The sequence below is a fragment of the Anabaena cylindrica UHCC 0172 genome (assembly GCF_034931625.1).
GTDB lineage: Bacteria > Cyanobacteriota > Cyanobacteriia > Cyanobacteriales > Nostocaceae > Anabaena > Anabaena cylindrica_A.
In genome coordinates this window covers 73,968-88,323 of sequence record NZ_JAYGGY010000082.1, presented here as the reverse complement: position 1 = coordinate 88,323, position 14,356 = coordinate 73,968, and the positions used below count along the sequence as shown (strand labels likewise).

At 37.1% G+C, this 14,356-nt stretch carries 8 protein-coding genes and 1 tRNA gene; 4 read left to right on the top strand and 5 right to left on the bottom strand.

Annotated features, from left to right (window positions below):
• Positions 1-42: 42 nt before the first annotated feature.
• Positions 43-116, bottom strand: a tRNA-Asp gene (locus tag VB713_RS16985).
• 361 nt (positions 117-477) lie between these two features.
• Here VB713_RS16985 and VB713_RS16980 point away from each other — a divergent pair.
• On the top strand, positions 478-897 hold the full coding sequence (locus VB713_RS16980; RefSeq protein WP_323312695.1) for an NUDIX hydrolase: 420 nt from the start codon (positions 478-480) through the stop codon (positions 895-897).
• Positions 898-1,309: 412 nt separating this feature from the next.
• Positions 1,310-1,786, top strand: coding sequence for a thioredoxin-dependent thiol peroxidase (bcp, locus tag VB713_RS16975; RefSeq protein WP_323312694.1), 477 nt, complete (start codon positions 1,310-1,312; stop codon positions 1,784-1,786).
• Positions 1,787-2,154: 368 nt separating this feature from the next.
• Here bcp and bchB read toward each other — a convergent pair whose 3' ends face one another.
• From bchB to VB713_RS16960, 3 genes are all read right to left on the bottom strand, one after another.
• A complete protein-coding gene (bchB, locus tag VB713_RS16970) occupies positions 2,155-3,681 on the bottom strand; it encodes a ferredoxin:protochlorophyllide reductase (ATP-dependent) subunit B (RefSeq protein WP_323312693.1) in 1,527 nt (508 codons plus the stop codon).
• A 458-nt stretch (positions 3,682-4,139) separates the two neighbouring features.
• Positions 4,140-5,519 (bottom strand): hypothetical protein, encoded by a 1,380-nt coding sequence (locus VB713_RS16965; RefSeq protein ID WP_323312692.1) that lies wholly within the window; start codon positions 5,517-5,519, stop codon positions 4,140-4,142.
• 368 nt (positions 5,520-5,887) lie between these two features.
• Positions 5,888-7,330, bottom strand: a complete 1,443-nt coding sequence (locus VB713_RS16960; RefSeq protein ID WP_323312691.1) for a DUF3131 domain-containing protein — start codon at positions 7,328-7,330, stop codon at positions 5,888-5,890.
• Positions 7,331-7,932: 602 nt separating this feature from the next.
• Between VB713_RS16960 and VB713_RS16955 the strand changes: the two genes are divergently transcribed.
• Positions 7,933-12,213 carry a response regulator gene (locus VB713_RS16955; RefSeq protein ID WP_323312690.1) on the top strand — a complete coding sequence of 1,427 codons (4,281 nt, stop codon included), beginning with the start codon at positions 7,933-7,935 and terminating at the stop codon, positions 12,211-12,213.
• Between the two features lie 88 nt (positions 12,214-12,301).
• Here the strand turns inward: VB713_RS16955 and VB713_RS16950 are convergent, their stop codons facing one another.
• Positions 12,302-12,718, bottom strand: coding sequence for an anti-sigma regulatory factor (locus tag VB713_RS16950; protein WP_323312689.1), 417 nt, complete (start codon positions 12,716-12,718; stop codon positions 12,302-12,304).
• 319 nt (positions 12,719-13,037) lie between these two features.
• On the opposite strand from VB713_RS16950, the gene VB713_RS16945 reads away from it, so the two are divergent.
• Positions 13,038-14,237, top strand: a complete 1,200-nt coding sequence (locus tag VB713_RS16945; RefSeq protein WP_323312688.1) for a SpoIIE family protein phosphatase — start codon at positions 13,038-13,040, stop codon at positions 14,235-14,237.
• The last annotated feature ends 119 nt before the right edge of the window (positions 14,238-14,356 follow it).

Below are 14,356 nucleotides of genomic sequence, written 5' to 3'. Positions count from 1 at the left end.
GTATTACAATACGCCCCTTATATGTAACTTATCACTTTTTAACGGGACTGACGGGGCTCGAACCCGCAACTTCCGCCGTGACAGGGCGGTGCTCTAACCAATTGAACTACAGTCCCTTGCTTTTCGCAACTTCATCATTGTTGCCTTTTTTTTTCTACTTGTCAAGTAGTTGGGAGCTAAAAATTCAGAAATTGATAATTTTTTCTTTTTTTGCTTCTGGGAGTATAACATAGCACATAAATGGCTGTTAATTAACCTTAAATAACAGAAAAAACGAATTACTACAGACTCACAACTCATCAAAATAGCCAGTAAGTGGGAAACAGGGTGCAGGGAGAGAGGAGGATTTACAGGTTTTGTCAAAATGATGACTGCGGCGAACGGAGATATCATGGTGCAATTTACAGAGGTGACTATTACCCAATTGCGATCGCAATAACTAAGATATAGAGGTTGATTTATTAGGAAGAGACTCGAATGACCCAAAAAAACACCAAAATTTTGCAACAATCAGGAGTTATTCCATATCGTATAAAAGATGGAAAACTTGAAGTTTTATTGATCACCACACGTAAACGTCAAAGTTGGGTAATTCCCAAAGGAGGAGTTTGCAAGGGAATGAGTCCACATGATTCAGCAGCAAAAGAAGCCTGGGAAGAAGCGGGAGTTCTTGGTCAAGTGAACACCGAGAAATTGGGCGCTTATAAATATCAAAAAGGTGGTAATACTTATCGAGTAAATTTATTTTTGCTCCCAGTAGATAAAGTCTTAGAAGATTGGCCAGAAGCAGCCCAAAGAGAACGTTTGTGGTTAGAGATAAACCAAGCTGCCATGCTAGTCAAAGAAACTTCTCTGAAAAGAATTCTGCACAATTCCAAAAGCCAAGTAAAAATTTAATACATAGCAACCAAGAGCAAGCTACACCCACAATTATCAAATATAATTCCTATAAATGATTATTCAAAAAAACCGTGATGCAAGATTTCTTACAGTCTTTTAGTCGCATTGCTAGAAATTATTATCCAAATTTTTCAGTAGACATTTCATTAATATCAATACTTATGTAACTGGCTTGCTTTGTAGAGTGAGTCAGACTCCAAAATTCGTCTGATGCACCCTAAAATAGACATTAAGTGTGATACGTATACTGCCAACGGGTGAAATTTGGACTTATGTCATACTGTATCCCTACGGGAAGCAAGCTACAGAATGACACTTTTAACCCGTTTTTAGTATAGCTTTCGTCTTGGATATCTCTTATAAATTTCCGTTATAATTCTAAAGCATTTCTATCGCACTAAATCCTATCATGGCCGACATTCCCCAAACCGGACAATCAGCACCTGACTTCACCACCCCAGACCAAAACGAAAAACCAATTACCCTAGCTGACTTTAGTGAGTGGATAGTTCTCTATTTTTACCCTAAAGATGATACTCCGGGATGCACCACAGAAGCCAAAGACTTCACTGATTTAGCTTCAGAATTTACCACTTTAGGAGCTAAAATCATCGGTGTCAGTCCAGATTCATCTAAAGCACATTGCAAATTTATAGACAAACACCAATTATCAATTACCCTTTTAAGTGACCCAGAACATCAATTAATAGAAGTCTATGGTGCTTGGAGGTTAAAAAAATTTATGGGTAAAGAATATATGGGTGTAGCTCGTTCAACTTTTTTGATTTCACCCGATAAAATTATAGCCTACTCTTGGCCTAATGTAAAAACAAAAGGTCATGCCCAAGCAGTATTAACAAAATTGCAAACATTAGCAGTTAAATAATTAAATACCTTATCACTTATTAGGTCATTATTGAGATTATGATAAGATGCGTTTCCCCATTCAAGACTATTCTTACTTCCTTCTTCCTCCTGACTCCCAATACTTGTCGGTTAAGGCTCAAAAGTCATTATATGGTAGGTTGGGTTGAGGCACGAAACCCAACAAAATCCTTGATAATGTTGGGTTTCGCTGTCGCTCAACCCAACCTACATTTCCTTAACCGAGCAGTATTGTCCTGACTCCTGACTCCTAGCCCTAACGAAAAGACTTTTTAAGCAAACCCTATGTAAAGATAAACAAAATAAAAATAGGGCATCCTAAATGGATGCCCCATTAAATTTAGCTAACTTGCTAACTAACCTCCAAACCTATGCCCCTACAGATTCCTTGGCTGCATACAAAACCTCAGCCGAGATATCTTTAAACCCACGCTCACGGGCAAACTTTTCGGTATTTCGCTTCACTTTACCGCGCACGAAACCAGGAATTTTATTCAATTCTGCTTGTCCATCTTTTGTCCAATTCAAACCAGATTCTGCGGAAATTCCTTTGGTAATTACTTCTTTTGTATCGTGTCCACCAAAGATTTCTAATAAGTGATCTTCCATTCCCAAAGTGAAGGAATTGTAGATTAAATCAGTGATTTGATTTGTGCCTTCATAACCCATAAATGGTTTGTAACCAATGGGGAAATTCTGAACGTGAATAGGTGCTGCAATCACACCGCAAGGAATATCCAAACGTTTACCAACGTGGCGTTCCATCTGTGTACCAAATATAGCAGAAGGTTCAACGCGTGCGATCGCATCCCCAATTTCTCCATGATCATCTGTAATCAATACCTCATCGCAATATTCGCTCACCTGTTCTCTAAACCAGTCAGCATCATACTTGCAATAAGTACCAGCCCAAACCACATGAATCCCCATTTCCCGCGCTAAAATCTTAGTTAAAGCCGCCGCATGGGTATTATCACCAAAAACCACTGCTTTCTTCCCAGTCAAGTTCTGACAGTCAATAGAACGGGAAAACCAAGCAGCTTGGGATACATGGAGAGTTTGTTCATTAATGAAGTTTTCATAATCAACCTCACCACCTTGGGCATTAATCACCTGCTGAATCTTGCGGATACATCTTGCAGTTTCCACAACACCCATTGGCGTAATATCTACGTAAGGAGTCCCGAATTCTTCTTCTAGATATTTAGCTGTAGTTAACCCAAGTTCCCGATAAGGAACTAAGTTAAACCAAGCTTTTGGCATATTCTTCAACTCATGAACCGAAGCACCTTCAGGAATGACAGTATTTACCTCAATTCCCAAATCAGCCATTAGCCGTTTCAGTTCGGTACAGTCATGGTTATTGTGAAAACCAAGGGTAGAAATACCAAAGATGTTAACTGAGGGTTTAGCAGTTTTTTCTGTGGGTAGTTCCCCACGCTTACGGGCTTTCTCAATGTAATATTGAACGATTTGTTGTAGAGTCCGGTCTGCGGCTTGTAATTCGTTGTAGCGGTAGTGGTTCACGTCCGCCAGCATTACGTCCCCTTTCGCTTCCAACTGCGCCCTTTCCACAAAGTTGTGTAAGTCTTCTTGCAGAATGCTAGAGGTGCAGGTGGGGGTTAAAACAATTAAATCGGGGTGTTCTTCAGCGTCTTTACGGGTGATGTTATCCACCACCTTTTCTTGAGAACCACGGGCTAAAACGTTTCTATCAACCACACTGGTTGTCACTGGGGTGAAGTTCCTTTCCCGCGATAGCATGGAACGCATGACATTAAAGTAGTCATCACCGAGAGGGGCGTGCATGATTGCATGAACGTTTTTAAAGGAACTAGCAATCCGCAAAGTACCAATGTGGGCGGGGCCTGAATACATCCAGTAAGCCAATTTCATCCAGTCTTCTCCCTTTACAACTCAAATAACTATAAGTGCTTGATTATTAAATCGCTTCTGATTTTCTCAAACCTACTGGCTATGAACAAATAAGGTTTGTTGCGAGATTATTTGATGTGGGGAGCGGTAAAACCTAGTTCCTGACTGGGTTATAGCTACTGATTTAAACAATATTCATGTTGTTTAAGTCAATAAATCTTAATAATTTGATAAATATTTTTATCAATTTTTGTAGATTATATTTTATCTAACCAATTTTGCCAATCTTCTGCTAAAAGGTAAGGATTCAGGATACAGAATTAATATAGCAGGGAACAGAAGAGCCAAATATTCTGACTCCTGACTCCTGACTCCTGACTCCTGACTTCTTGCGCTAAAAATTCAATTATTTCTACACTTAAGCTTTCGGCACAGTCTAGCCTATATTGAAGAGATACATTTTTTTATCAAAAAACAGATTAAAATTTTATCTGTAATTGTCCTGTTAACGTCTTATTATTGTAAGGACTATCACCAGTCATTAGATTGCGAACATTGCTGAAACCATAACCAAAATCTAAATCTATAGCTGGTGATATTTTAGCTGTACAACGAGCTTGATAACTATTACCTCCAGTTTTGTTTCCATTAAGTATTTGTCGTCCCAGCGTGGTATTTAATCGACAATTTAAAAAAGAAAAAATATCTTTTCTCCAGCCAATTTCAGCGTTATAAACTAGGAAATCTCCAGGAGAAAAATAGCCACTTATATCTTGGCGATCACTCGTATATTTCCAAGCAAACAAATTAGCAGCAAACCAAAATTCACCCCACTTATGTTCTAGCCTATTAAAAGCCTGTTGTTCAAAATTACCATCATTATATAAGCCAATACGATACAGAGAAAAAAAGCTAGTATTAGGGTCAATTTGCCAATAAGCATTTAGACCAGATCGCAAAGCTGTAATTTGACTTTCTAATGTTTTAGCACTAGTCTTATAAGGACCTTGTTCTACTACTGCTGCTAAAAATAAAGCTGACTTTAATTGATTATCTGGAGTGAGATTAACGAAAATTGGTCTATCTATCTGAGCGTTGAAATTGAAAGCAATTGGTAGACGATTAAATATATCAATTCCTGCTGCTACTTGGATATTATATTGACCTGTTTTTCCTTCCCATCCAACTTGAAGCGGAATATTCGTAACTGACTCAACTTTCGATTGAGTAAAAGTATTAAACCCAGTTTTTAACCTAATTTTTTCTCCATTGAGTAACCGGAATTGAAAGACTGGTTCAATAATTCTATTCTCCTGTTGGAAATTACTCATATCGCTACGAAAGCCTGTTTGGATGTTTTCCAAAACTAACGCTGGCGGCACAGGTGTAGTAGATGTTGGTGGAGAGGTTGGTGGAGAGGTTGGTGGAGATGTTTGTTGCGTTGGTGCTATTGGTTGCGGAGTTAACCGTAGTTCAGGATTGAAGTTTTCAGGTGCAGCAATCAATATTGGTATTGACTTTAACTTTTGGGGAAGAAAGTTGCTGTTAAAAAATATATTTGGGTTGTTTAGAGTAGCAACATTTGTAATTTGTGCTGTTAATTCTGAGACTGAATTTAAGTTTTCATCTAGTGGGAAAAAAAGAGAGGACTCTGTTTCTGTAATATCTCCTTTATTTTGGCGTGGGTTTGCCAAATTTTTCACCGCAGTGACTGGTTCTATTAAAAGTGATTCTGAACCCCCATTTTCATCTGGTTGGATAGCAAATGCGGATACAGACCAAATATTAATACTATTGATTACACTTAGGGTGATAAGTAAATATGGTATTCGTTGTAGTAATTCGAGTGGAAGCAACACCTTATAAAATAGTTATGTAAAGGAACAGATTGAATATGGTCTTTTGGCTATTACCAGTCAAGATTTTTGTAGGCTCTTATTTTGGCGAAAGTGTAAGGATTCAGGATACAGAATATTTGATATAGAAGGGAACAGGGAACAGAAGAGAAAAATATTTCTCTTCCTTCTTCCTTCTGAATCCTGACTCGAAAGCATTGACAGAAGAATTAAAACGAATTCCGCTCATGTTCCTGTTTTGTCGCTATGATATAGCGGTTATCGGTTGAGTGAGGTACAAGAACCCCACCCCCAACCCCCTCCTCGCAAGCGAGGAGGGGGCTATGATATACCTCATGTGATTAGGAAACGCTATCATTATTTTCGCTTACTTACTTCCTTACTATACCAGACCAAACTGTGAGAGGTTTACCAACTTTTTTGTATAGTAAGCTTTCTAAAATTACGCCATTATTATTGGCGGTGAGGGCTTGGTTTGGCTGATTTAAAGACTCATAAAACCCGTTATACCAACCTTTTTCAGATTTGAGTTTAGTTTGGACAAAATTAAACAATTTGCCTGTGTAAGCAGTATTGTAGAGTACATTCCAGCCTACTGCGGCTTTAGTACTGAGAAAACGTAAATTGTTATATTTTTTTCCTGTATCTGTAATGGTTGCCCAGGCTTCTCCGTTGACAAATAAGCTGCTATAAACAAAGTAGGGAGCGCGATCTAAGTTGTCTTCTGTGACAGCCGTTAAAAGTTTGGTTTTTTGATAGCGGGCTTCTTGAGCAGCTAAAACTCTGTCGGCATAAGCTTTAGGTAAAGCTTGAAATCCGGTTTCAATGCCATCTAAGATATAAGGTTCGCTGAGAACGTAATTATTTGCACCTGAGTTTTTAGAGTCGCGTTGATCGTAGGGAACACCCTGTCCATATAGATTGACAAAGGCTGTATGGGATTTGTAATCTAAGGCTTGCTTGACATCTAAACCCCAGAGTTTTAAACCATAAGCTGCATAATTTTCGTAACCTAAACGCCCTTCTTGGTTGTATTGTTCTTTGCCGGAAACAACAGAAGTGCCGTACATTTGCCCGTTTTTGACTAGACGCTTGACTTGCCAATGTTTCCAAACGGCTTCTGTTTGCGATCGCATTTGCGGATATTTTGTGCCGACAATTTTCAGCCACATAGCCAAACGTCCTAAATCCAAGGCTGACCAACCAATTTCTTCCCGTTTATCTAGTTGACCATAATTTACAGGGATCAGCGTTTGAGAATTGTAAACTTTATTTGGTAATTCCCCTTTATACAAAGGCATGGATGCCAGGGTTTTTAACATCTGACTCATTTTGCTCTCAAACTCTTTGACAGTAATGATATTGAGTTCTCTGGCACTGACTAAAGCGGCGATCGCGGCTGCTTGATCCCACATAGTGACAGAGGTAAAACCATCCACGGAATTAACTAAGCCAGTTTGATCATTCCAGTTGCGTTTAAAGTATAACCACGCTTGACGCGCCATCATAGTTTCATCTGCGGTCAATGTCCCTGTTCCTGGCGCAATATAGGGATTTTTGGCGCTTATCAGTTCAGTAGGACTAATAGGTTGACCTGCTAAAACCATTGATTTAGCATCAAGTTGGACAATGTTATCAGTGATAGGAGCAGGGGTTGAGGATGCTGATACTTCTGGTTTTTGGATAGTATTATTAGCAGCAAGATGCTTTGACAAAGAATTTAAACTAGCGATCGCTATGACAGCCGTTACAACCCCACCAACAGTCGCAAGCATAGATAGTTTTTTTGATGGTGGCTCAAAATCTGAATTCATATTATTAAGTCCCTTATTTTCTTATATGACTGCTATCTAAAACCTAGACAAGGCTAGACATTTACTTCTTACTTCAATGAGAGCAGTTATCCCTCACTCAGTAAGCACTCACGCTTTAGCCAAACGCGATTCCAGGAGACAGGAGAATTATTCGTCATACTTTTATTGTTCCGCACAGTATTTGATGATCGTCTATTAATTTTTATGAAGACAGAGAAAGTTTTTAACAACTTTGAAACATGAATCGCCCAGATCATAATATATTTTGAGTTGAAATTATCAAAAATTTTCTCAATATTAGGTATTTTGGCTATAGCGGTATGCAGTTTAATGATACATACTATTTGCTATAAAATGTAAAAAGTTAGAAAATGAAGAAAAAGAAATATCTATACAAAATTACGTCTATATATTTATAGATTTTCAACCGTATTTTTACGTAATTATTTTAGTCTATCGATTAGAAATCATAAATTCCCCGTTCCTTTCTCATGAAGAAAATTTTTAACGCCAACCTACGATAGTGATAAATTTTTTAGATTGAATTTTCTTGATAAAATATCCACAATGACAATACTTTTAACTGGCGGTAAAGTTTAAATATGAAAACATTCTTACATAATGATGAAACAGCCAGGATTGAAGCACTTTTACAGTACAAAATTCTGGATACTCAAGCAGAAGAAGAGTTTGATGATATAACTCGTTTAGCTTCCCTTATTTGTGGTACTCCCATCGCTTTGATGAGCTTGATTGACACAAACCGTCAATGGTTTAAATCTAAAGTTGGGTTAGAAGCATCAGAAACACCTCGTGATATTTCTTTTTGCACTCATGCAATCCAGCAAACTGATATTTTTATGATTCCAGATGCCACCCTTGATCAAAGATTTGTTAATAATCCCCTGGTGACATCAGATCCTAACATCCGTTTTTATGCAGGTGTACCCCTAATTAATGATGAAGGTTATGGGTTAGGAACACTGTGTGTTATTGATGAAGTGCCAAAAAACCTCACACCAGAGCAGATAGAAGCATTAAAAATTTTAGGTCGCCAAGTCATAAAACAGTTAGAACGGCGAAGCAATGTAGATAGTTTACTCCTCTCAACGGTATTAGACACAGTTGATGCTTTAGTCATAGTTCTTGATCCTCAAGGGCAAATTATCGGATTTAATCGAGCTTGTGAAGAAATCACAGGTTACTCCAGCCATGAAGTTAGAAATAAATGCTTTTGGAACTTATTTACAGAACCTAAAGATCGTCCGGCAGTCCAAGCTATATTTGAAGAAATTAGATTAAGTCAAGGGTTGAAAGAATATGAAAACTATTGGCTGATAAAAAGCGGAAATCGGCGGTTAATTAGTTGGTCAGATAAGACAATTTTAGATGAAAAAGGTAATGTTGAATTTATTATTTGCACTGGCATAGATATCACTGATCGTAAACAAGCTGAAGAATTTTTAAAGCAGCAATTAGCAGCAATGGAAGCTGCCAGTGATGGGATTAGTATTCTGGATAAAAATGGTAATTATATTTATCTGAATAGCTCACACATTAATCTGTTTGGACACAGTGATCAAACTGAACTGCTAGGGAAAACATGGCAACAATTTTATGAACAAGAACAGATTAAATGGTTTGAGCGCAAAGTATTTCCTGAACTAATGCAACAGGGTTATTGGCAAGGTGAAACAATTGCTAAAAGAAAAGATGGCAGTACCTTTACCGAAGAAGTATCTTTAACAAAGTTGAAAGATGGGGGATTAATTTGTGTTGCTCGTGATATCAGCAAACGCAAACAGGCTGAACAATATCTGAATATACAATATGCTGCTACTCGTGCTTTAGCAGCAGCTAAAAATATTAGTAATACTACTCACCGCACTTTAAAAGGAATTTGCCAGAATTTGGGATGGGACTGGGGCGAAATTTGGCTACTAGACAAACAAGCCAATGTTCTGCGTTGTGCAGATGTTTGGTATGAACCTGATTTAGAGCTAAAAAAATTTGAAGAAGTGACTCGAAAAATTACCTTGTCTCCAGACATGGGGCTTCCTGTCCGTATTTGGTCTAATTTTGAACCTGTATGGCTAAATAATATTTGTGATTATCCAAATTTTCAGCGAATAGAGATTGCTACTAAAGTAGGATTAAAAGCGGCTTTTGGTTTTCCTATTCGCAGTGCTAATACAACTATTGGAGTAATGATTTTCTTTAACAAAAAGGTTCAAGAAGAAAATATAGATTTGCTGAAAGTGATGATGTCTATTGGCAACCAAATTGGTCAGTTTATCAAGAGGAAGCAGACAGAAGAAGAACTGCAAAACCAGAATTTGCAATCACAATTGTTAGCTAATATTACCTTAAAAATCCGCGACTCTTTACAAATTGACGACATCCTGGAAACTAGTGTTACAGAAGTCCAAAAGCTTCTACACGCTGACCGGGTAGTTATGATGCAGTTACAGGACAATGGCTCTTTAACTGCGAAGAAAGAAGCATTGATTCCTGGTATCCCTGTTGTCATGGGAGAAAATATTGTTGATCCTTGTTTTGCAGAAAATTATCTCCAAAAATATCGTCAAGGATGGATTGGTGTTATTAATGATATAGAGCAAGCTAATATTCAAACTTGTCATATAGAACTGCTGCGAAAGTTTGAGGTTAAAGCTAACCTTGTTGTTCCCATTTTCTGTAAATATCAACTTTGGGGTTTACTAATTGCTCATCAATGTAGCGAACCTCGTCAATGGACTAGCTGGGAAATAGAACTTCTCAAGTCCTTATCTGATCAAATAGGCATTGCTTTAGCTCAAGCCAAATTGCTAGAAGTCGAAATTCTACAAAAACAAGAACTCGAAGTTGCTCGTCACCAAGCTGAGTTAGCATCTCTAGCCAAAAGCAGTTTTTTGGCTAACATGAGTCATGAAATCCGCACCCCAATGAATGCCGTTTTGGGTATGACTGGGCTACTGTTAGAAACTCCCCTCACCTCAGAACAACAAGATTTTATAGAAACAATTCGGATCAGTGGTGATGCTCTCCTATCCTTGATTAACGAAATTTTGGATTTATCCAAGTTGGAGGCAGGAGAAATGATGCTGGAAACCCTAGATTTTGACCTCTGTACTTGTATTGATGAAGTGTTAGATTTATTAGCTCCCCAAGCACATAAAAAAGGATTGGAACTGGCCGCATTTATGCAGCCAAATGTCTATAAATATCTCAGGGGAGATATTGGTCGTTTGCGCCAAATTATGATGAATTTGATTGGCAATGCGATCAAATTTACCAGCAAAGGAGAAGTATTACTAGAAGTAGAATCGAAATCAGAAAATCAGGATTTAGCTATTCTGCATTTCACCATTACAGATACAGGTATTGGTATTACTGCTGATGATCAAAATAAACTTTTTCAACCATTTAGCCAAGTTGATGCTTCTATTACACGCCAGTATGGTGGCACAGGTTTGGGATTAGCAATTTGTCAACAGTTAGTGACTTTAATGGGAGGAGAAATTGGGGTAAAAAGTCAAATGGGACAAGGATCTCAATTTTGGTTTGATCTACCTTTTCCTAAACAAACTCAGCCTTTTTGTCAGATTCTAGAGCCTGATATTTTAATTAATCGCCGTTTGTTAGTAGTTGATGATAATGCTACTAATCGGAAAATTATTCGCTACCAAGCTACATCTTGGGGAATGCAGGTAGATGAGGCTGATGATGCCTTAACTGGTTTACAAGCTTTAGAAATCGCTATGGCACAGGGTAGACCATATGATTTGGCTGTGATTGATATGCAAATGCCTCAGATGGATGGGTTGACCTTGGGAGTACGAATTAAAGCCAATTCTGCAATCGCTAATATCCCTCTCATTATGCTAACCTCTACTAATCAAAGAAATGAAGTACAGGAAGCATTAAACATAGGATTTGCTAGTTATTTAGTTAAACCAGTCAAGGCATCTCGGTTGTTAGATACAATTATGAATATTTTGGGTAGCCAAGTAAATCTAGATCAGCAGGAAGTCGTTAAATTTGATCAACAATCTATAAAGATAGAAAATCAACAAATAGATGTTTCTAGTAAATCGCAATTAAAATTGCTAATAGCAGAAGATAATCTGATCAATCAAAAAGTCCTGCTCAAACAACTCCAAAACTTAGGTTATTCTGCTGATACTGTCGCCAATGGACAAGAGGTCTTAGAATTAGTCGATAAAATTCCCTATGATCTCATTCTTTTAGATTGCCAAATGCCAATATTGGATGGTTTTCAGACAGCAAAAGAAATTTGTCGTCGGCCAGTAAGTTCTTTTGTTAATCATCAGCGGCCTATTATGATTGCTATCACTGCTGGAGCTATGAAAGAAGACCAGCAAAGCTGTTTAGATGCGGGTATGGATGATTATATTAGTAAGCCTGCGGCTAAAGATAAATTAGCAAAAATTCTAGAACGTTGGGGTTCGAGAATTATAGCTTCAAAGGCGGCTATAGTTCCAGATATTATCCCTGAGCCAATAATAAAAACCACAAATAGCGAATTGGTGGATTTTCCAATTAATTGGGAACATTTACATGAAATTTCTCAAAATGATCAAGAATTTGAGTTGGAGTTATTACGAGCTTTTGTAGAAAATAGCCAACTTCATATTGAGTTAATGAAGACGGTAATAGCGAATAATGACTTTGAGCAGCTTGCTAAAGAAGCTCATCATCTTAAAGGTTCTAGTGGAAATATAGGAGCTACAACCATGCAGAAAACATTAGAAAAAATAGAACATAAGATTAGTAATAACGATATTCTTAATATATCTGAATTAGTAGTCTATTTAATAGAATGTGTAAACAAAATTCAAGATTTCTTAAATAATCAATAATTAGGTTTTGCTGATAGCGTAGCGTGAGCCATAAAAATTTTTTAGTCAATAGGTAAGAGTTAAAAATAATTCAGAAGCATTTACAACTTTAATAATGTTTACTAATAAATAAACAATAACGATTATCTTCTGTTGGCTCATAAGTCATTTTGTCTGCAATAGTAGACATAATTTTTAACCCGCGTCCTCGTTCTTCATCATTATCTTCTAATTCTGAAGTTATTTGTAGTTGCTTAACCAAATCAAAAGGTTTTCCACAAGACCACATTCTAATTTCTATATCTTCTTTGAATCTAATCACCTCTAATTGAATCGGAGTTTCTATAGGTAAATTTTTATGCGCGTGTTCAACAATGTTAATAAATCCTTCTACCAAAAGTGTTTGCAATTCCCACCAAGTTTGTTGATTGTTAAACGGAGGCTGATTGATTTGCTCCAGCCAAGATAAAACTTCGCTAATAGCGTTAATATCTGTATTGGTTTTTAGATATATTTTTTTATTCATTGGTGAAGTTCTATAATATTTGGATAGCAGTGTATAGTGAAAATAGGAGAAGTGTAAATATCTAAACTATAGCAGAATTTAAGAGTTAAGATTCAGAACTAAAAATATCTTGCTGTATAAATACCTTGTCCATTTTTTGTAGGTTGGATTAAGCGACAGCGCAACACATTTGTTGGGTTTCATACCTCAACCCAACCTACAAATCAAGACTTTTTTGGATTTGGACAAGGTATTGTGTATAGCTTTAAATTGTATAACACTATAAAATTTAGTGTAGAGTAATGAATGTGTATTTATTCCAAGTTTTTAATGATAAAAAATGTTAAAAATTCTTATCATTGATGATGATCCTATATTGCGAATGATTTTGAAAAGGACGCTACAAAAACAGGGTTATGACATTACCATAGCCTCCAATGGTGAAGAAGGAATAGTAGCAGCCAAAAGATTATGTCCGGCTCTCATCATCTGTGACTGGGTAATGCCTGAAATGGATGGTCTAGAAGTATGCCGTCAGATTAAAACAGATTCGCAACTAGCGACAACTTTTTTCATTCTCTTAACTGCAAAAGGAGCATCTCCAGGAGAAGAAAATGATCGTGTCAGAGGACTAGATGCAGGAGCAGATGAATTTATCTCTAAGCCAATTGAGATGAATGAATTACAGGCGCGGGTGAGAGCAGGATTAAGATTACACCAGTTAAGTCAAGATTTACAGCATCAAAAGCAAGTTTTAGAGCAATTAAACCAAGATTTGCAGCATCAAAAGCAAATTTTAGAAACTGAACTAGCAGAAGCGGCTGATTATGTGCGATCGCTTTTACCACTACCACTTGAAGGCTTAGTCACAATCAAATCTCTGTTTGTACCTTCAGCACAATTAGGAGGGGATTGCTTTGACTACTATTGGATTGATGATGATAATTTGGCCATTTATCTGTTAGATGTGTCTGGACATGGGGTAGGTTCAGCTTTGTTATCTGTGTCTGTATTGAATATTTTGCGATCGCAGTCTCTACCCAATACTAACTTCTGTCAACCAGCAGAAGTTCTCAAGGCACTCAATGAAAGTTTTCAAATGAGTAAACATGGTGATAAATACTTTACTATTTTGTACGGTGTTTTTAACCGTGTTAACCATCAGCTAATTTATGCTAATGCTGGACACCCGGCAGCTATTCTAGTATCTAGAAATGATCCAAAAAATATTAATGTTAGGCAACTAAAATCTTTAGATTTACCAATTGGCTTTTTACCAGATTTCAATTTTGAAACTGCTGTTTTAGAAGTTGAAGAAAACAGCAGCTTATATATTTTTAGTGATGGTGCTTACGAAATTATCCAATCAAATGGACAAATTTGGGGTTTTGACTCCTTCGTTAATTTATTACTCACCTATAGCAAAACAAATATCAATCATCTCCATCAAGTTTTACCTGAGATTGTGAAATTAAGCGGACACGAAAATTTTGATGACGATTTGTCTTTGCTACAAATTAATTTTGGTGTAAGAGCTTAATTTCACATTCAGACAGAAAAGATATACAGCAGAATTCAGGAGACGCTACGCAGACCTATCGGTTCAGGAATAAAACTGGCTTTGCGTATAGGTTTGAATTTAGATGTCGTACTTCCTAA

Excerpts from the sequence above, each read along its gene's own strand:
- VB713_RS16960 (WP_323312691.1), bottom strand. The coding sequence starts at position 7,330 with ATGAATTCAGATTTTGAGCCACCATCAAAAAAACTATCTATGCTTGCG.
- bcp (WP_323312694.1), top strand. The coding sequence starts at position 1,310 with ATGGCCGACATTCCCCAAACCGGACAATCAGCACCTGACTTCACCACC.
- VB713_RS16945 (WP_323312688.1), top strand. The coding sequence starts at position 13,038 with ATGTTAAAAATTCTTATCATTGATGATGATCCTATATTGCGAATGATT.
- bchB (WP_323312693.1), bottom strand. The coding sequence starts at position 3,681 with ATGAAATTGGCTTACTGGATGTATTCAGGCCCCGCCCACATTGGTACT.
- VB713_RS16980 (WP_323312695.1), top strand. The coding sequence starts at position 478 with ATGACCCAAAAAAACACCAAAATTTTGCAACAATCAGGAGTTATTCCA.
- VB713_RS16955 (WP_323312690.1), top strand. The coding sequence starts at position 7,933 with ATGAAAACATTCTTACATAATGATGAAACAGCCAGGATTGAAGCACTT.
- VB713_RS16950 (WP_323312689.1), bottom strand. The coding sequence starts at position 12,718 with ATGAATAAAAAAATATATCTAAAAACCAATACAGATATTAACGCTATT.